At 41.3% G+C, this 18017-nt stretch carries 14 protein-coding genes and 1 tRNA gene; 9 read left to right on the top strand and 6 right to left on the bottom strand.

What is annotated here, in order from left to right; all coding sequences use genetic code 11:
• Nucleotides 1-29 precede the first annotated feature (29 nt).
• On the bottom strand, nucleotides 30-803 hold the full coding sequence (locus ACG9ZB_RS13500; RefSeq protein WP_348929235.1) for a glycosyltransferase: 774 nt from the start codon (nucleotides 801-803) through the stop codon (nucleotides 30-32).
• Between the two features lie 184 nt (nucleotides 804-987).
• On the opposite strand from ACG9ZB_RS13500, the gene ACG9ZB_RS13495 reads away from it, so the two are divergent.
• Both ACG9ZB_RS13495 and ACG9ZB_RS13490 read left to right on the top strand, forming a co-directional pair.
• On the top strand, nucleotides 988-2157 hold the full coding sequence (locus tag ACG9ZB_RS13495; RefSeq protein ID WP_419326265.1) for a nucleotide sugar dehydrogenase: 1170 nt from the start codon (nucleotides 988-990) through the stop codon (nucleotides 2155-2157).
• Nucleotides 2154-3176 (top strand): NAD-dependent epimerase, encoded by a 1023-nt coding sequence (locus ACG9ZB_RS13490; RefSeq protein ID WP_419326263.1) that lies wholly within the window; start codon nucleotides 2154-2156, stop codon nucleotides 3174-3176. Before ACG9ZB_RS13495 ends, ACG9ZB_RS13490 begins: the two co-directional genes overlap by 4 nt.
• A 482-nt stretch (nucleotides 3177-3658) precedes the next feature.
• On the opposite strand, the gene ACG9ZB_RS13485 is transcribed toward ACG9ZB_RS13490, so the two are convergent.
• From ACG9ZB_RS13485 to ACG9ZB_RS13465, 5 genes are all read right to left on the bottom strand, one after another.
• Nucleotides 3659-4534, bottom strand: coding sequence for an ATP-grasp fold amidoligase family protein (locus tag ACG9ZB_RS13485; protein WP_348929239.1), 876 nt, complete (start codon nucleotides 4532-4534; stop codon nucleotides 3659-3661).
• A 198-nt stretch (nucleotides 4535-4732) separates the two neighbouring features.
• Complete coding sequence (locus ACG9ZB_RS13480; RefSeq protein ID WP_004983545.1) at nucleotides 4733-5659, bottom strand: branched-chain amino acid transaminase; 927 nt, start codon at nucleotides 5657-5659, stop codon at nucleotides 4733-4735.
• A 33-nt stretch (nucleotides 5660-5692) separates the two neighbouring features.
• The gene (glnE, locus tag ACG9ZB_RS13475; protein WP_419326261.1) at nucleotides 5693-8437 is read right to left on the bottom strand and encodes a bifunctional [glutamate--ammonia ligase]-adenylyl-L-tyrosine phosphorylase/[glutamate--ammonia-ligase] adenylyltransferase; all 2745 of its coding nucleotides are present in this window, start codon (nucleotides 8435-8437) and stop codon (nucleotides 5693-5695) included.
• An 81-nt stretch (nucleotides 8438-8518) separates the two neighbouring features.
• Entirely contained in the window at nucleotides 8519-9787 is a 1269-nt protein-coding gene (locus tag ACG9ZB_RS13470; protein ID WP_419326260.1) for a sensor histidine kinase, read from the bottom strand.
• A 358-nt stretch (nucleotides 9788-10145) separates the two neighbouring features.
• Nucleotides 10146-10232, bottom strand: a tRNA-Leu gene (locus ACG9ZB_RS13465).
• Nucleotides 10233-10416: 184 nt separating this feature from the next.
• Between ACG9ZB_RS13465 and queA the strand changes: the two genes are divergently transcribed.
• The 7 genes from queA to secF all read left to right on the top strand — a co-directional run bounded on the left by queA (nucleotide 10417) and on the right by secF (nucleotide 17909).
• Nucleotides 10417-11457: a tRNA preQ1(34) S-adenosylmethionine ribosyltransferase-isomerase QueA gene (queA, locus tag ACG9ZB_RS13460; RefSeq protein WP_419326258.1), complete on the top strand. Its 1041-nt coding sequence runs from the start codon at nucleotides 10417-10419 to the stop codon at nucleotides 11455-11457.
• Between the two features lie 8 nt (nucleotides 11458-11465).
• Nucleotides 11466-12494 carry a hypothetical protein gene (locus ACG9ZB_RS13455; RefSeq protein WP_419326257.1) on the top strand — a complete coding sequence of 343 codons (1029 nt, stop codon included), beginning with the start codon at nucleotides 11466-11468 and terminating at the stop codon, nucleotides 12492-12494.
• Nucleotides 12495-12519: 25 nt separating this feature from the next.
• Nucleotides 12520-13089 (top strand): LemA family protein, encoded by a 570-nt coding sequence (locus ACG9ZB_RS13450; protein ID WP_419326256.1) that lies wholly within the window; start codon nucleotides 12520-12522, stop codon nucleotides 13087-13089.
• A 315-nt stretch (nucleotides 13090-13404) separates the two neighbouring features.
• Nucleotides 13405-14535 carry a tRNA guanosine(34) transglycosylase Tgt gene (tgt, locus tag ACG9ZB_RS13445; RefSeq protein WP_419326255.1) on the top strand — a complete coding sequence of 377 codons (1131 nt, stop codon included), beginning with the start codon at nucleotides 13405-13407 and terminating at the stop codon, nucleotides 14533-14535.
• 104 nt (nucleotides 14536-14639) lie between these two features.
• On the top strand, nucleotides 14640-14969 hold the full coding sequence (gene yajC / locus ACG9ZB_RS13440) for a preprotein translocase subunit YajC (protein ID WP_004697692.1): 330 nt from the start codon (nucleotides 14640-14642) through the stop codon (nucleotides 14967-14969).
• Nucleotides 14970-15024: 55 nt separating this feature from the next.
• Nucleotides 15025-16926 carry a protein translocase subunit SecD gene (secD, locus tag ACG9ZB_RS13435; RefSeq protein WP_279687827.1) on the top strand — a complete coding sequence of 634 codons (1902 nt, stop codon included), beginning with the start codon at nucleotides 15025-15027 and terminating at the stop codon, nucleotides 16924-16926.
• A gap of 8 nt (nucleotides 16927-16934) precedes the next feature.
• Nucleotides 16935-17909, top strand: a complete 975-nt coding sequence (secF, locus tag ACG9ZB_RS13430; protein ID WP_419326253.1) for a protein translocase subunit SecF — start codon at nucleotides 16935-16937, stop codon at nucleotides 17907-17909.
• The last annotated feature ends 108 nt before the right edge of the window (nucleotides 17910-18017 follow it).

The following is an 18017-nucleotide window of genomic DNA, read 5'->3' as shown; positions in this document are numbered from 1 at the left end:
CACTTCAAAATCTGAGTCTAAATAGGCAATTATTGCCAAGCATCCTTAATCCACTGTGATGGCAATACATAACGATACCATTTCCCACCACCACCATTAATCGCATCAGGTGGATTGATTTCACCGTGGAAAATAATGACCTTAACCCCTACAGGTTTTACAGGGGGTTTAAAGTATGCCAACGGAATTTTTTGCAAACAGTGATATTTGTAACTCTTACACCAACTATCAGGCCAGTAAGAAAGTTTTTTCTCTTGATCGACATACCAAGACAAATAAGCTTGCTCATTGCGGAATTTTTGACGAATTTCATCAAAATGCTCACGAAAATAGGGCATCAACCCCGGGAAAGCGCCCAGTTTAAAACGGTAAACCGAGCTATTACCGGTAATACGCCAAGGACGTTTCCAGTCATGGATAATTAGGAAGTCTCCTGGATGGGTAAAGAAACTGTCGATATTGTCAACAATCACTACATCCAAGTCTAAAAAGAGCGCATTACCTTGTAAACCGTATAAGTCTGGCTCGAATGTAGACAATTTATTCCACCCACGTTCAGGACTTCCCTCTGGAAGCGCTAAAGGTGGAATGGGAAAACATTCAACTGCAGGGTCGATTCCTTCGGTGCGGTCTGTTAGACAAACCATTTTAAAATCAACCGTGGTGTGACGCTTCACCATGTTATATAAACGATTGACGTACTCGGCCCCATATTTGGTGCCCCATTTCATGCATAAAACAATATTTTGATCTGTCTGTGTTTCAGCCTGTTTTGACAACGAGTCGTTTACGTTTTCCTGCATGTTCTATCATCCACCAGCATTCTGCGTTGTATCATAACATTTCTTGCAATAAGTTAGTGTATGGCTTTTTCAAAGCCTTCATAATACTCAAAAATAGTTTGTGCTATGATACGAAATCGCTTTATGTAAATCCTTTACAAGGTTCACTTAAGCCCTCATATGAAGAATATATAATCAGGTTGATATGAAAATAGCAGTTGCAGGCACAGGTTACGTCGGCCTTTCTAATGCCATGATCTTCTCACAACATCATGAAGTGATTGCACTAGACATCATCGACACGAAAGTCGACATGTTGAATCAAAAAATCTCTCCGATCCAAGACGCAGATATATCGACATTTTTAAGCGAGAAACCGCTCAATTTTCGTGCCACAACTGACAAATATGAAGCCTATCAAGGTGCTGATTTTGTCATTATTGCAACACCCACTGACTATGATACGCAAACTAATTATTTCAACACACAGAGTGTGGAAAGTGTCATTCGAGATGTGGTCGAGATTAATCCTCAGGCAACGATGATTATCAAATCAACAGTACCAGTGGGCTTTACTCAAAAAGTCAAAAGCCAGTACAACACTGAAAATGTGATCTTCTCCCCTGAGTTCTTACGTGAAGGCAAGGCGCTGCATGACAACCTTTATCCATCTCGGATTATTGTCGGTGAAAAGTCACAACGTGCTCAATTGTTTGCAGATATGCTGATCGAAGGGGCAATCAAAAAAGACAGTCCTGTATTGTTTACCGATTCAACTGAAGCCGAAGCAATCAAGTTATTTGCCAATACCTATCTCGCAATGCGTGTTGCTTACTTTAATGAACTCGATACCTATGCTCAGTCCTTCGGACTGGATACCCGTCAAATTATTGAAGGTGTATGTTTAGATCAACGCATTGGCAATCATTATAACAACCCATCGTTTGGCTATGGTGGCTATTGTCTACCCAAGGATACAAAACAACTTCTTGCTAACTACAATCAAGTGCCGAGTAACTTGATTCAGGCAATTGTAGATTCCAACAGTACGCGTAAAGACTTTATTGCAGACTCTATCATTGCAAAAAATCCCAATACTGTCGGTATTTATCGTTTAGTGATGAAAAGTGGCTCCGATAACTTCCGTGCCTCCGCAATTCAAGGCGTCATGAAACGCATCAAAGCAAAAGGCATTGATGTGATTGTTTATGAACCCACCTTAAATGAAGATGAATTTTTCAAATCCAAAGTCATTAATGATTTAGAACAATTTAAACAACAAAGTGATGTCATCATCGCCAATCGTAAGTCCCAGGACTTAAGTGATGTTGAAAACAAAATCTATACCCGTGATATTTTTGGAGGCGATGAATGAAGGTTTTAGTAACAGGTGCAGCAGGCTTTATCGGCTTTCATGTCTCTAAAAAACTACTCGAGCGTGGTGATACTGTTGTCGGTTTTGACAATATGAATGATTATTATGATCCTGCTTTAAAGCAAGCACGTATCGACTTATTACATCAAACTGCTCAGCAAAGTGCTGGCCAATTTGACTTCATTCAAGCCAATCTTGCTGACAAAACAGCAGTTGATCAATGCTTTCAACAACACCAGTTTGCCCGTGTGATTCACTTGGCTGCACAAGCAGGCGTGCGCTACTCACTTGAAAATCCAATGAGTTATGTAGAAAGCAATATTATTGGCTTTACCAATATTATTGAAGCTTGCCGCTATGCGAAAACACCACATCTGACCTATGCCAGCACCAGCAGCGTATACGGTGCAAATACCACTATGCCTTTTAGTGAGCAGCATGGCGTAAACCATCCGATTCAGTTCTATGCAGCGACAAAACGTGCAAATGAATTAATGGCGCATAGCTATAGTCACCTATTTCAACTGCCAACCACAGGCTTACGTTTCTTTACGGTCTATGGACCTTGGGGACGCCCCGATATGGCGCTGTTTAAGTTCACCAAAAACATCATTGCGGGTCAATCAATTCCGGTATTTAACCATGGTAATCACACACGCGATTTCACATTTGTTGAAGACATTGCTGAAGGCGTGATTCGCTCAAGTGATCAAATTGCTGAGGTCAACCCAAATTGGGACAGCAATCATCCAGATCCAGCGACCAGCAATGCGCCTTTCCGTATATTCAATATCGGCAATAACAATCCTGTGAAACTCATCGAATATATTCAAGCAATTGAAAAAGCCGTTGGCCAAGAAGCCATCTTAGAACTGCTCCCACTTCAAGCAGGCGATGTACCTGATACCTACGCAGATAGCAGCGCTTTAGAAAAAAGTGTGGGGTATAAACCCTCTGTTTCAGTTGAAGATGGTGTGAAACAATTTGTAGATTGGTATCGTGACTTTTATCAGGTTTAAATAAAAGCCACTCGCTAATTAAACCAATCTAGAATAAAAACCCTAATTACACAGTAATTAGGGTTTTTAAATACAACCGTATTTAAATTAAATTGTAGATCGTTACACTATAAAATTTTTCTTACTAAATCACCATCCAACACAAAACTGTCCCCTATACCTATACAAATTCTTTGAGGTAGAAAAAACCTATCCTTCGCTTGAATATCCTCAACTAAATAAACGAAGCTTATTTTTAAATAGCAACATCTTAGCAATAAGACAACTTTTATTTATAATCGCTGAGGTTAATGAAATGGCTTTTTATTAAAAATTACAGTATCAAAAAACCATTAATACCATACAAAACATTGGCTTAAATTACTCAAGAGAAATACCAAATTAAAAACCATCCGAGCCACCATAAATAATCTCATGGTGACTCTATCTTTATAAAAATAATTTATTTATTTTTATTTTTGCATATATTTATCAATATATGATTAAGAACGCCATAATTCTCCAAGTTTTACATCCCACTCAACAGGAGAAATAACCATACGCCCTGCATTTGGGGTCAATGTGATTTCACTAAACAGCACTTCATCTTGTGACAATAGGAAGTCAATTCGACTATAGCCATATTCCAAACATAACTGCTCAGATAGCTCAAACATTTTATGCATCTTACACGGTTCTATCACCGCTTCTGGCGTATTCTCTTTGCAATCTACCGTAAAAGGCTGTAACACCCAAGAGGTATCATAAATATTTGAATACTCTGTACCATCACTCCCTTGGACATCGACTTCAATATACTTAGGCTGCCCTTCAAAACAGTGAACACGACATGTTGTAATGGTGGCATTCGTGTTAGCATCACGATATAAGTCAACATAATGCTCTGCCAAGATGAGCGGCGAAATATTTTTATAGTGCCACTCTCGCTTGCGGTAGTACATATTCATTTTTAAACTGTTATTTAGTTTACTTTTTGCATGTTTAATATCAAATGTACTTTTATCACGGCAAACAATCGCACTTCCACTGTCATGAGTACACTTTAAAACGAATTGGTTCGGAAATTGATTAAAATCAATAATATTAAAGTCACAATATGTGCCTATAAGTGGGACCAGATGTTTTTCTCCAATCCGATCTATAACCAACTCTCTTACTGCCGATTTATCAGCTAATTTGGTATGTAGTGCACTTCTATCAAAAATCATTCGTGCAGTAACTTTCTCATTAAAACTTTCAGGTTGATTAAAATTTGGGGTATACCCTAATTTATTAATAAACCTCTTTTTTAAATATCTCTCATCAGAAACAAACAATGTTCTAAATACTTTTGCTTTATATATAAGACTGTTAATCATGGATAAAATTTTAAATATATCTAATTTTTACCGAATAATAACAAATTTATTCAATTGTGTATGCTTTGTGAATATTATATTTTTTCAGAAACTAATAGATAATGTTGTATTGATCATTTTAAAATCAAAATTAGTCAATAAAAATAAAATAGAGAAAATAAAAAAGGGCTCTGAAGAGCCCTTTTCCCACCGAATCACTTATTTTACATAAGTTAGCCAGTGTGCATATTTCGGGTCTTTACCTTTAACCGCATTAAAGAATGTGGTTTGAATTTGTTCAGTGATTGGACCACGAGTACCTGACCCAATTTCACGATCATCATATTCACGAATAGGCGTCACTTCAGCAGCTGTACCTGTAAAGAATGCTTCATCTGCAATGTAGAACTCATCACGTGTAATACGACGCTCAACCACGTCATAGCCCAAGTCTTTTGCAATAGTAATAATGGTTTGACGCGTAATGCCATCCAGTGCACCACCCGCGATATCTGGCGTATGTAATACACCATCTTTCACCAAGAATACGTTTTCGCCAGAACCTTGGCATACATAACCTTGAGGGTCGAGCAGCATTGCTTCATCATAGCCAGAATGCGCTACTTCTTGGTGAGCCAAAATCGACAAGGTATAGTTACCTGACGCTTTCGCTTTACACATCGTCACGTTTGGATGGTGATGGGTAAATGATGAAGTTTTCACACGAATACCTTTCGCCATTGCTTCGTCACCAAGGTACGCACCCCAGCTCCACGCAGCAACCACCGCATGAATCGTATTGTCTGTTGCAGCAATACCTAATTTTTCCGATCCAATAAAAATAATTGGACGCAAGTAGCAAGACGCTAATTTATTTTCACGAACCACATCAATTTGAGCTTGCTCTAGTGTTGCTTGATCAAATGGGACTTTCATTTGATAAATTTTTGCAGAGTTCAATAAACGCTTAGTGTGTTCTTTTAAACGGAAAATAGCCGTGCCATTCGGTGTTTCATAGGCACGGACACCTTCAAACACACCCATGCTGTAGTGCAAGGTATGTGTTAGTACGTGAGTTTTTGCCTCACGCCAGTCAACCAATTGTCCATCTTGCCAAATAAAACCATCACGATCAGCCAAATTCATGACACACACTCCAAATTTATATACACAGTCATGTTACCCAATGCTCACGATTGAGCTTGGATCAATTAATCTTTGCCATAATTTGCAAACGATCACTCGGGTATCGCGCCAGTCCGCAGCATTTACTTGCATGGATTGATTCGCAAGGGCTAAGCGGTGGCTCTCGGCTCGTTCACTGAGATAAGCTTGAATCAATGCAGTCGCATCGTCACTGGATAAGCAACTGGCTTTTGCGGCGTCTTCAAGGATTCGTACATTGTCGGAATAATGGGCAAGATCTGGATGAGATCCGCTCCATGCCAACACAGCATACTGTGCCATAAATTCGATATCGACGATACCACCTGCATCTTGTTTTAAATGAAAAATTCCATCTTTTTGTTGTTCTTTAGAAGAACCCAAATGGTCTTTCATTTTTTGACGCATCTTCAGCACTTCTGCGCGAACATTTTCTTCATCTCGTGGCTGTGTCAAAATCCGACAGCGCAATGCTTCAAATTTATCACGCAAACTTGGCTCACCTGCAATCGAGCGAGCACGTACCAATGCTTGATGCTCCCAGACCCATGCATTTTTCAACTGATATTGCTCAAAGGCTTTTAAACTGGTGACCAAGACCCCCGCTTCACCCGATGGGCGTAAGCGCGTATCGATTTCATAAACCCGACCATCGAGGGTCTGCGTGGTCATCAATGACATAAATTTCTGCGCAACACGCATTGCAAATTCAAATCCACTGATCGACTTCAGCCCATCGGTATCGGCTTGCTCATCCATATAATGAATAAAGACCAGATCTAAGTCCGAGCCATAACCCAACTCAATCCCACCAACTTTTCCATAGCCCACCACAGCAAATGCCAAATGATCAATCGAACAACGCTGCCCTTCTACATCGAGCGGATAACCATGTTTCTTTGCCGTCATTTGGTAAGCTAAATTTAAAGTTGTACTGACCGAAACTTCTGCAATATCGGTCAAAGCATCGGATACTTTCATCAACGGACTTTCAGCCAAAACATCACTAGCCGCAACTGCCAAAACATTGGATTTTTTGAATAGGCGCAGCACACGCATCAAATCTTCAACGTCATCAAGCTCAATACGAAGCAACTGTTGACGTAGAGAATCTTCCAAATCTTGACGGCGCGGCAGCTCAAAGTCCATGGACAAAAATTCATCCAAGAGTACTGGATAATGGGTCAATTCTTCACAAATCCATGGACTTACGGTTGCCATTTTCACCAAGCGCTGTAACGCCCCTTTACTCTCAATCAACATGACCAAATATACGGTGCGTCGCATGACAGACTCGACCAAGGGCATAAGGCGTAGCAGCGCGTCTTGCGGCTTATCTGACTGTAAAATCGCTTCAATCAAATGCGGCCAAAACATTTTTAAGCGTTGCACCGCTTTTGCAGGCAGCTTTTTCAGCGCATGACCATTCCAAAATTCATGAATGAGGTTTTTTGCATTCGCATCCAACACCTCATTTAAACGCGCTTCTAACTGACTAAAGCTTTCTACGAAAGGGTCATGTTCTTTTTCTTTAATTAAATGCTCAAATTGGTAAATAACTTTGGCGCGCTTTTGGTTTAAGTACTCAATAAATGCATCCCAACTGACAAAACCCAAGGTGTCAATCATCCTTTGTCTGAGTTCTGGTTCTGTTGGCAAAGACTGGGTTTGTTGATCATTTAAAGCTTGAATGGCATGTTCTACACGGCGCAGAAATAAGTAGGCATCTTCCAACTCACCGACCGCTTGACCATCCAGTAAACCCACTTCACCCAAATGATGTAAGCTCACTAAACATTGACGGTCTTGTAATTCTAACTTTGCCCCACCATAAATTAGCTGAAACACCTGTACAATAAATTCGACTTCACGGATACCGCCTGCACCCAGCTTAATATCATCTTCGATATTACGGCGTAATACTTCACGCTCAATCATGGCTTTCATTTCGCGCATGGCTTCAAAAGCGGTGTAATCGACATACTTACGGAACACGAAAGGACGAGTCATGACCAACAACTCATCCCCCTCTTTGCCCCCTGTCACAATCCGCGCCTTAATCCACGCATAGCGCTCCCACTCGCGACCATGCTGGCTTAAATACTTCTCCAGTGCCGCATGACTAATCGCCAGTGCAGAACCATCCCCCCAAGGACGCAAGCGCATATCCACACGGAAGACAAAACCATCAGCCGTGATATGGTCCAACAAGTAAATGAGTTTCTGACCCCACAAAATGCAAAACTGTTGTACGTCTATGCATTTACGACCATCAGTTTCACCTTGTTCATCAAAAGCAAAAATCAAGTCAATATCACTGGATAGATTCAGCTCTTGTGCACCGAGCTTCCCCATCGCGACCACAATTAAATCTTGAATTTTATGGTTATAACCCACAGGCTGACCATGTTTAGCTACCAATGGTGCTAAGGCAAACGCTTTTGCCACACAAATGGCTGCATCAGCAAAATCAGATAACTCACGCGTTAGCGTCATCACATCGATCAATTGATTGGCATCCTGCCAAATCCAGCGAAACATTAAACGCGCACGTAAAATTCGGATGGTGCGCATCCACGTGATTTCATCACTGATGTCTTTTAAGGTGTTTTGAACGACATCGAAAATTTGTTCGGTGGTCAATGGCTGAGAAAATTGATCAATTGCATAATCTTGTTCAAGATAAACCTGATGTATAGATAGGACTTGTTCCGCATATTGACTTGCGCGCAATGTCTTTTGCAATTGCTCAGCATTCATGATCGACTCTTTCGCATTGTTTTGGTTATTTATAACAGCAGATCATGAGATTAGGCGAATTATTTTATAAGAAAAGTATGATTATTCACTAAATTCTTGCTGAGATGTCTCAAGTGACAATGCTTGATGTGCGCTGTTCGAACGGGGCAGGCTGACGATAAAAGTTGAACCTACACCTTCTTTCGATGTGACTGAAATTTCACCTTTATTCAAATCAACAAAACGCTTACACAACACCAGACCTAGCCCCGTACCTTTCTCCCCTGCTGTCCCCTTAAAACTAACGGTTAGTTTCGGTTCAAACAAAGATTCAATTTGCCCCGAGGTCATACCTAAACCTGTATCTTGAATGTAGATATCGATAAAATCGTCACGCTGTTTGGCATCAATCGTCACAACACCTTCGCCATGCATATGGGTAAATTTCAGTGCATTTGAGACCAAGTTTTGGATCACTGAGGTCACCATATTGATATCTGCAAAAATTTTTAAATCATCGGGGACACGGTCAATCAGTTGAATATTTTTATTGATAGCCAACGCATGCAACACATCAAAAACGATTTGAGAGGACTGCTTAAGCTTGTAATGGATGGGGTGATAAACAAAGCGCCCACCCTCTGCCATCGCCCAATTCAGTAGGCTCTCTAACAAGCTATAAGTCGATTGCGCGGTATCATGCAAATAATCTGCAATGCTTTGCACACCAGACTCATCCAAACTTTTGCGCTCTTCAGCCAACACTTCTGAGAAACCAATTAAGCCATGAAAAGGCGCCCTTAAGTCATGTGCAATAATTTGGAAAAATTTGGTTTTACTGACATTCATAGCCACTTGTTGTTCATACAACTCTTTGAGCTCCGCATTTTCCATACGCAAATGCAGCAGATTAAGAAACCCAGAGGCCAGTTCATAGACATTTTCTACAGCATCTTGCGTAAAAGCTTCCAACTGCTCATCAAAGAAAATCACTTGCCCTACAGATTTATCCGATACCTTTAAATCCAATGCGATGATCCGCTGATGTTTAAACCCTAAAGCACTCACCTGCTGAGAAAGATGATGATAATGGGAATGTAGGCTATCAATCGCAATCTCCCCTTCAAAATGAGTAGCAAAATTGGCTGCAGCGGGTAACTGAAAAGCATTGAATGCGTGTTTGCCCGCATACCAACTATAAGGTTCATTGCTAAACGTTAAAATTGCGGCATGTGCACCTAAAATTTTTCGCGCAAATTTGAGAAAGCTCTTAATTTTATTGTCATTACTGTTCACGCCCAACAATAAAGATAAGTGACAAGCACTTAACTGTTCTGTATCAGACCCGATATCTAGCAATTGAATACCCATTTCTGCCTCATCTTTTGTGATTTTCGGCACAAACCTATTATTTACTTGTATTTATTAGCAAATTTTCAACATTAAAACAATATAAAAATACAACAATACAAGCATGGCATTTAACAAAAAAATTAATTATTTCAGAATTTTATCTTGTGACTACTTTCTCTTTTTGAAAACTCGTTATTTATCAGAAGGATTAAAACAAAATTGTGAGTCCATCATATGAGGACATAATTAAGCAAACCCGCACCAAACATTCAATTGCTTTAAGCCATCTGTAATGTTTTATGGCGATTTGATTCAAATCTTAAATTTCAGGCAATAAAAAACCCAAGACTGAATATGCTTGGGTTTTTTAATATCTTGGTCCCGAGGGTCGGACTCGAACCGACACGTCATCTCTGACAGCGGATTTTGAGTCCGCCGCGTCTACCAATTTCACCACCTCGGGAAGGTGTTGATGCGTATATTAAACTTTTTGAAAAACTTGTCAACGCAAGTTGGTAGTGATTGGCTATTTTTAAGTCACATTTGTTTTTTTAGCTTTATATTTGTGCAATTTCAGCGTTTTTCAACAAAAACGCATATACTAAGCGCAATTTTGACCTCCCTTATTTTGACGCTGCTTTCCCATCATGCAACTTTCTGATTTTAATTTCGACCTCCCCGATGAACTCATTGCCCGTTATCCTTTAGACACGCGCAGTGCTTCTCGACTGTTACACCTCGATGCTCAAGGTCAGCATCATGACTTTCAATTCACCGACATTTTAGATTTGCTCGATGCAGGTGATTTACTGGTCTTAAATGACACCAAAGTGATGAAAGCACGTCTCAAAGGCAAACGTGCCAGCGGCGGAGCTGTCGAAGTTCTGGTTGAACGCATGCAAGATGCATTTATTGCACACTGCCACATCAAAGCCAGTAACACACCCAAAGCCGGCGCTGAGCTCTTTATTGGCCCAGATGCCATTAAAGTCACGGTGCTAGGTCGTCATGAAAATTTATTTATTGTGGAGTTTTCCCAGCCAATTTTAACGGTGCTGGATTTATACGGACAACTTCCGATCCCTCCTTACTTCAACCGTGAAGCTGAAGCCATTGATACCGAGCGTTATCAAACAGTATTTAATGATCCAACCAAGTTAGCCAGTGTCGCTGCACCTACCGCAAGCTTACACTTCGACCAAAAGCTGTTGGATCAACTTGAAGCCAAAGGTATTCAAAAAACTTTTGTCACTTTACACGTGGGTGCTGGTACCTTTCTGCCTGTACGTACCGATGATATTGCCAATCACATTATGCACAGTGAATGGTGTGATGTTCCAGAGCACGCCGTTGAGCTGATTCGCCAAACCAAAGCTCGCGGCAACAAAGTCATCTCAGTTGGAACAACCGCCACCCGTGCCGTAGAAAGTGCAGCGCAGTCGCATGATGGTGAACTCAAAGCGTGGACGGGAGATACTCAAATTTTTATCTATCCAGGTTATGAGTTCAAAGTGGTGGATCGTCTTATCACCAACTTCCATCTGCCTGAATCGACCCTCTTGATGTTGGTTTCAGCGCTATCAAATCGTGATAATATTTTGGCAGCTTATCAACATGCGGTAGCCAACCAGTATCGCTTCTTTAGTTATGGCGATGCCATGTTAGTCGACCAACTTCAACCCAAATAAGAAGAACCATGCCTCTCGATACGATCAAACATTCTATTCATATTCGACGTAAAAAGAATCAGGTCGTGTTTGATAATATCGATAGGCTTTGGGACATTGCTCGGAGTGCGGACACTGCCCAAGAAATCTTGGATCGGTTACATCCATGGAAAGCACCGATTACTCTGAAATTTGAAAATGTGCTGCCTATTCTACTTGGAATAGTCGGCATTTTTTTTATTGTGCCAGTGTTCTTTGCCGGAGAGCACATTTGGACCTTATTCAGCTTTTTATTCGGCTTAGGCTGTCTGCTTTGGGCCTATTTAAGTTATGAGCAAGATGATCCGCTTGAAGAGATCACCGACTATCTCGAAAAACAAATTATTCATAAAAAATACCAGCTCAACGAGTTTACCCCTCCACAGCATATTGGCGTGGTCCTACAACCTACATTTTTTATTGCCCATTTAAAGCAGTTGTTTCCAATTTTTAACCAAGGCACCATCAGCAACGATATTCCTTACTACGCCAGTACCACTTGGCAGGATGAAGCAGGACAACAACATCAGGTTTTGCTGTTTCAATATCATTTTGTTGATGAAATTCGCGTACGTGATAAAGATGGCAATGAGTTAAAAGTGAAAGAAGTGCATAAAGACTTATGGGGATGTTTTGTCTTTGAGATACCCACGCAAGGACTCGCGATTACCGCATACAATAAAAAATTCTATTACCCTTATAGCTTTCCGTGGCATAGTAGTGATATTCAGATTAACCAGAAACTCAAATTTTTTGGTACTGACCAGATGCAGATGGCCAAACTTCTCTCCCCTGCATTTGTACTGCGTACTGCCGATTTTTTCCGTTCTCGTGAAGGCGATTTACTTTTTCATCCTGAAAAAAATATCTTGTGCTATATCAGCCCACAAAACCTGTTTGAAATCTCCAGCAAAGCAAAAAAAATCAATGACATTTCGACATTGCGTGGACACTTACGCACTTTTAAATTACCTTATCTAGAGCGCTTAGAGTCTGATCTAACGCAATTTTTAAAATAATGACATTTTGCTGTTTGAGGACTGTATGGGGCTATTGATTTTCTTCTTGATTATTATTGCAATCGTGTTTGGCGTAATCGTCATTCGCAATAATATTGTGCGACACCACAATGCAACCATTCGCGCATGGTCGGATGTAGCAACCTATGAGCGCCAGAAAATAAAAATTCTAGATGGCTTAGAGCCTCTGGTCGAACAATACTCCAGCTTTGAAAAAGGCACTTTGGAAAAAGTTACTGAGCTCCGTCAGAACATTCTCAACCTGAACTTAAACAATACAGATGTCAATCAGCTACAGCGCATTGAAGTATTAAACCAAGAGCTGATGCGCAGCCTCAATGTTGTGGTCGAAAACTACCCTGAACTTAAAGCCAATGATATTTATCTAAAAATGATGAATGAAATTGAAGAGCAAAACGAAAATGTCGGTGCTGCGATCAGCATCTTTAACCGCAATGTCGAACTGTTTAACAACCACATTCAAATCTTTCCCAACAACATTGTAAACACCATGACTGTCGGTAAAAAAGCTGTGCGTCCATTCCGTGACGCTGCTGCGCTGCAAAATTTTGATTACCGTCCCAATTTCAACTAAAAAGATCGCGCTAACACAAAGAACACATCCAAGGCACTCATTTTGATTGCCTTTTTTAATATCTACATTTACTTCACTTCTGGCAGCTATCGCTTGCTATGCCACGGCAATTCATCTCCCACGCTCCCCAACATACTCAAATCAAAACCGTTGTCACCGCACACAATTTCGTACAAAAAAGCTTTGCGTTAAAAGTGTTACAACACTGGTGTTTATTTGCATAATCAAGGAAAATAGCCTCCTTTTAGCGGCGAACTGTTTTTTCGCTCTTGCACTGCAAGCAGAGCAGTGCTTTGCTCTTGTTCAGGATATTTTATGAAGTTTGAAAAATTAGGTCAGTCGGGTCGCGCCCGTCGTGGTCGTTTAACTTTAGAGCATGGTGTGGTTGAAACCCCTGTGTTCATGCCTGTCGGTACTTATGGTACGGTGAAAGGCATGCTCCCGCGTGATATTGAAGACATCAAAGCGCAAATTATTTTAGGCAACACCTTCCATCTTTACCTACGCCCTGGCCTTGAAGTGATTAAAGAGCACGGCGGTCTGCATAAATTCATGAAGTGGGATAAACCCATTCTGACCGATTCAGGCGGCTTCCAAGTCTTCAGTTTGGGCGCGATGCGTAAAATTAAAGAAGATGGCGTAACGTTCCGCTCTCCAATTGACGGTTCTAAAGTATTTTTGTCTCCTGAAATCTCAATGGACATCCAACATACATTGAACTCTGACATCGTGATGATTTTTGACGAATGTACGCCTTATCCTGCAACGCATGAAGAAGCGCAAAAGTCGCTACAATTGTCATTGCGTTGGGCAAAGCGTTGTAAGACTCAGCATCATGATGTGCTTGAAAATAAAAATGCGCTATTCGGCATTATTCAAGGTGGTATGTATGAAGACTTACGTGATGAGTCTTTAAAAGGCTTGCTTGAAGTTGGTTTTGACGGTTATGCCATTGGTGGTCTATCCGTCGGCGAACCGAAAGAAGAAATGATTAAAGTGCTGGATTATCTTCCAGAAAAAATGCCAGCAGACAAACCGCGCTACCTGATGGGCGTGGGTAAACCTGAGGACATCGTAGAAGGCATCCGCCGTGGCGTCGATATGTTTGACTGTGTCATGCCTACACGTAATGCCCGAAATGGACATTATTTTGTGACCGATGGTTTAGTACGTATCCGTAACAGTAAATACCGTCATGATCAAAGTCCGCTTGATCCACACTGCGACTGTTATACCTGTACCAACTTTACTCGCGCTTATTTATTCCATTTGGAAAAATGTGGTGAAATGCTGGGTTCAATGCTCGGTACTATTCACAACTTACGTTACTACCAACGCTTCACTCAAGACATTCGTGATGCATTGGATAATGATCGCTTTGATACCTTTGTTGAAGATTTTTATGCACGTCGTGGTTTAGAAGTTCCACCTTGCCCCCAAGATTAATTGTTGTGAGCATTTGCGCTTGGTAAAAAGACAAGGTAAATTGCAGAACAAGTCTATTTATGATCAATTCGTTGGTCACCGTTTTTTTAGTTTAGGAATTTGAAATGAGCCTTTTTATTTCTACAGCTCACGCAGCGGGTGAAGCTGCGCAACAACCAAGTATGGTCGCAAACTTATTGATGATTGCTGTTTTTATTGCAATCTTCTACTTCTTAATTTGGCGCCCTCAAGCTAAACGTGCCAAAGAGCACCGCTCTTTGGTTGAAAGTCTTGGTGTAGGCAGTGAAGTTGTTTTTGCTGGTGGCCTCATGGGTAAAATCACTAAACTCGAAGGTGACTTTGCAGTGGTTGAACTGAGCCGTGGTGTAGACGTAAAAATCCAACGCGCAAGTGTGATTTCAGTTCTTCCTGAAGGCACATTAAATAACCTTTAATCAAAAAAATTAGTCGTGCATCCGCACGACTTTTTTCATTTTAAGAAGAAAACAAATGCGTTACCCAGCATGGAAATATCTACTGATTCTCGTGGTTTTGACGATCAGTACATTATATGCCCTGCCTAGTTTGTATCCAGATGAGCCTGCGGTTCAAATTTCTGGTGCCAAAGCTGGTACCCAAATTGACCAAAGCATCGTACAAAAAGCAGAGCAGATTTTAAAATCTGAAAGCATTTCAAGCCATGACAACAGTTTTAGCAATAATGCTGCACTGTTACGTCTTGACTCTAGCGAAGCACAATTAAAAGCCAAAGAAGCGTTACGTCGTGGCCTTGGTGATGACTATGTTGTCGCGTTGAACTTGGCACCAACCACGCCAGAGTGGCTACAAAAAATTGGTGCAAAACCAATGAAGCTCGGTCTGGACTTACGTGGTGGTGTTCACTTCTTATTAGAAGTGGATATGGATAAAGCGATTGCTCAGCGCATGGAAACCTCTGCGACAGATTTACGTCGTCAGTTCCGTGACAACAAAATTAAATTTAACAGCCTTGCATTAAACAACAACACCATTACCGTTCAGTTCGCCAACAATGATGATCGTACTGCGGCTCAAGACTACTTACGTAGCAGTGGTAATGAGTTTAATCAGCAAGCGGTCGCAACTGCGACAGGTGCAACCTTACGCTTAACCTATACCGATGTTCGCCGCCAAGAAATTCAATCTTACGCCGTGAACCAAAACTTAACCACCTTACGTAACCGTATTAACGAGTTAGGTGTTGCAGAAGCCTTGGTACAAACACAAGGTAGTAACCGCATCGTAGTTGAGCTTCCTGGTGTTCAAGACACTGCTGAAGCAAAACGTGTCTTGGGTCGTACAGCAAACCTAGAGTTCCGTTTGGTCTCTGACCAAAATGACCAAGTGATTGACCCTTATACCAGTAAGAGCAATGGTCAACCGCTTCCACCAGGAACTGAGCTTTTTGCATATCAGTCTTTAGACAGTGGACGTGAATTACTGTTAAACCGTAACCGTATTTTAACGGGTGAACGTGTCCAAAACGCATCAAGTGGCTTTAGCCAAGACACTGGCGGTGCGGAGGTAAATATTACCTTAGACACAGCAGGTGGCAAACTGATGTCAGACGCAACCCGTAATGCTGTAGGTAAGCGTATGGCAGTGTTGTTTATTGAAAATAAACAACGTATTAGCTATATCACCGATCCTGCGACTGGCGTGCAAACCGAAGTCCGTACACCTTATGCAGAGTCTGTCGTGATTAACGCTGCAACTATTCAAGCGGTACTCGGCTCTCAATTCCGTATTACGGGTCTAGATTCACCTCAAGAAGCGTCTGAACTCGCACTAATGCTACGTGCTGGTGCACTTGCTGCGCCAATGTACTTTGTTGAAGAACGTGTAGTGGGTCCAAGCCTCGGTCAAGAAAACATTGATAAAGGTGTTTTATCAACGCAAATCGGTTTCTTATTGGTCGCAATCTGGATGGTGGTCTTCTTCCGTCTCTTTGGTTTAATTGCTAACTTTGCCTTGGTCTTCAACTTAGCCATGATTCTAACGGTCATGTCTTGGATTGGTGCTTCCCTCACCTTGCCGGGTATTGCGGGTATTGTGATTACCATTGGTATGGCGGTCGATGCCAACGTCTTGATCTGTGAGCGAATACGTGAAGAAATGAAGTGGGGAGCATCACCCAAACAAGCCATTGTAGCGGGTTATGACCGTGCTTATAACACCATTTTCGACTCAAACTTAACCACATTCTTGGTTGCGTTTATCCTATTTGCTATCGGTACAGGCCCAATTAAAGGCTTCGCTGTGACCTTAATGATCGGTATTATCTGCTCTATGTTTACTGCTATTACAGTAACACGTGCGATTGTACAGCTCATTTATGGCAAAAAACGTAACTTGAAAAAGTTGAGCATATAAGGAGATCGATGATGACTGATGTGACTCAACAAGATTCAAAAAAATACGGCCGTCCAGATGATGAGCGTGTGATAGATTTTATGAAGATTGCGCTGCCTGCAGCCATTCTTTCTATTGTCTTAACCATCGGCAGCCTATTCTTTATTTTCACCAAGGGTCTTAACTTAGGTTTGGACTTTACTGGTGGTATTTCTGCCGAACTAAACTATAGCAAACCCGTGAAGTCAGCCGATGTCTCTGCTGCACTGACCACAGCAGGTTTTCATGACCCTGTGGTACAAACTATTGGTTCAGATCGTGATTTGATTGTACGTATGCCTGTACAAGAAGACACAGCGGCAGAAGACTTAACCAAAACCATTACCCAAGCTGTACAGCTACCGGGTAACTCAGCCTCAGTTAACAAAGTTGATGTGGTGGGTGGACAAGTCGGCAATGAACTCTACATTCGCTCAGCGGGTGCTGTGGCTTTAGCATTACTGCTGATGTTGGTCTATGTAACAATTCGCTTTGAGTTCAAACTGGCAATGGGTGCGGTACTGTCGTTGTTCCATGACGTGGTGGTCACCATCGGTATTTTTGCCATGATGCAATGGCCGTTTGACTTAACGGTTTTAGCTGCTGTTTTGGCCCTGATTGGCTTCTCGCTGAATGACAACATTGTTGTATCGGATCGTATTCGTGAAAACTTCCGTAAGATTCGTGGTGCAACGCCTTTAGAAATCGTTAACATCGCTTTAACTGAAACATTACGTCGTACCATTCACACCTCAATGACTTTATTACTGGTGGTGATCTCGATGATGTTACTCGGTGGTGATGGTCTGAAATGGTTCTCTGTAGCGATGTTTGTCGGGGTTTTTGTGGGTACCTACTCTTCAATCTACATCGGTACAGCTTTTGCTTTATGGCGTGGCTTAAACCGTCAAGACTTCATTGTACAAGTGAAGCCTGAGTTTGAAGAAGAAAATGAAATTCCATAAACTCATATAGCTTGTCTTGTCCTGAAATAGATTGACAGTATTCCACTTCAAACCGAGTTAAGCAATTAGCTCGGTTTTAGTTTGCTCATACATCTGATTCGGGGTGTT

It is taken from the genome of Acinetobacter johnsonii (assembly GCF_048551975.1).
In the GTDB taxonomy this organism is placed as follows: Bacteria; Pseudomonadota; Gammaproteobacteria; order Pseudomonadales; family Moraxellaceae; genus Acinetobacter; species Acinetobacter johnsonii_A.
Note: the sequence above shows the minus strand (reverse complement) of the source record. Positions and strands in the feature narration are given on the sequence as shown.

Bases quoted from the DNA above. Each gene is read 5' to 3' on its own strand.
- ACG9ZB_RS13500 (WP_348929235.1), bottom strand. From the start codon at position 803: ATGCAGGAAAACGTAAACGACTCGTTGTCAAAACAGGCTGAAACACAG.
- ACG9ZB_RS13495 (WP_419326265.1), top strand. From the start codon at position 988: ATGAAAATAGCAGTTGCAGGCACAGGTTACGTCGGCCTTTCTAATGCC.
- ACG9ZB_RS13490 (WP_419326263.1), top strand. From the start codon at position 2,154: ATGAAGGTTTTAGTAACAGGTGCAGCAGGCTTTATCGGCTTTCATGTC.
- ACG9ZB_RS13485 (WP_348929239.1), bottom strand. From the start codon at position 4,534: ATGATTAACAGTCTTATATATAAAGCAAAAGTATTTAGAACATTGTTT.
- ACG9ZB_RS13480 (WP_004983545.1), bottom strand. From the start codon at position 5,659: ATGAATTTGGCTGATCGTGATGGTTTTATTTGGCAAGATGGACAATTG.
- glnE (WP_419326261.1), bottom strand. From the start codon at position 8,437: ATGAATGCTGAGCAATTGCAAAAGACATTGCGCGCAAGTCAATATGCG.
- ACG9ZB_RS13470 (WP_419326260.1), bottom strand. From the start codon at position 9,787: ATGGGTATTCAATTGCTAGATATCGGGTCTGATACAGAACAGTTAAGT.
- queA (WP_419326258.1), top strand. From the start codon at position 10,417: ATGCAACTTTCTGATTTTAATTTCGACCTCCCCGATGAACTCATTGCC.
- ACG9ZB_RS13455 (WP_419326257.1), top strand. From the start codon at position 11,466: ATGCCTCTCGATACGATCAAACATTCTATTCATATTCGACGTAAAAAG.
- ACG9ZB_RS13450 (WP_419326256.1), top strand. From the start codon at position 12,520: ATGGGGCTATTGATTTTCTTCTTGATTATTATTGCAATCGTGTTTGGC.
- tgt (WP_419326255.1), top strand. From the start codon at position 13,405: ATGAAGTTTGAAAAATTAGGTCAGTCGGGTCGCGCCCGTCGTGGTCGT.
- yajC (WP_004697692.1), top strand. From the start codon at position 14,640: ATGAGCCTTTTTATTTCTACAGCTCACGCAGCGGGTGAAGCTGCGCAA.
- secD (WP_279687827.1), top strand. From the start codon at position 15,025: ATGCGTTACCCAGCATGGAAATATCTACTGATTCTCGTGGTTTTGACG.
- secF (WP_419326253.1), top strand. From the start codon at position 16,935: ATGATGACTGATGTGACTCAACAAGATTCAAAAAAATACGGCCGTCCA.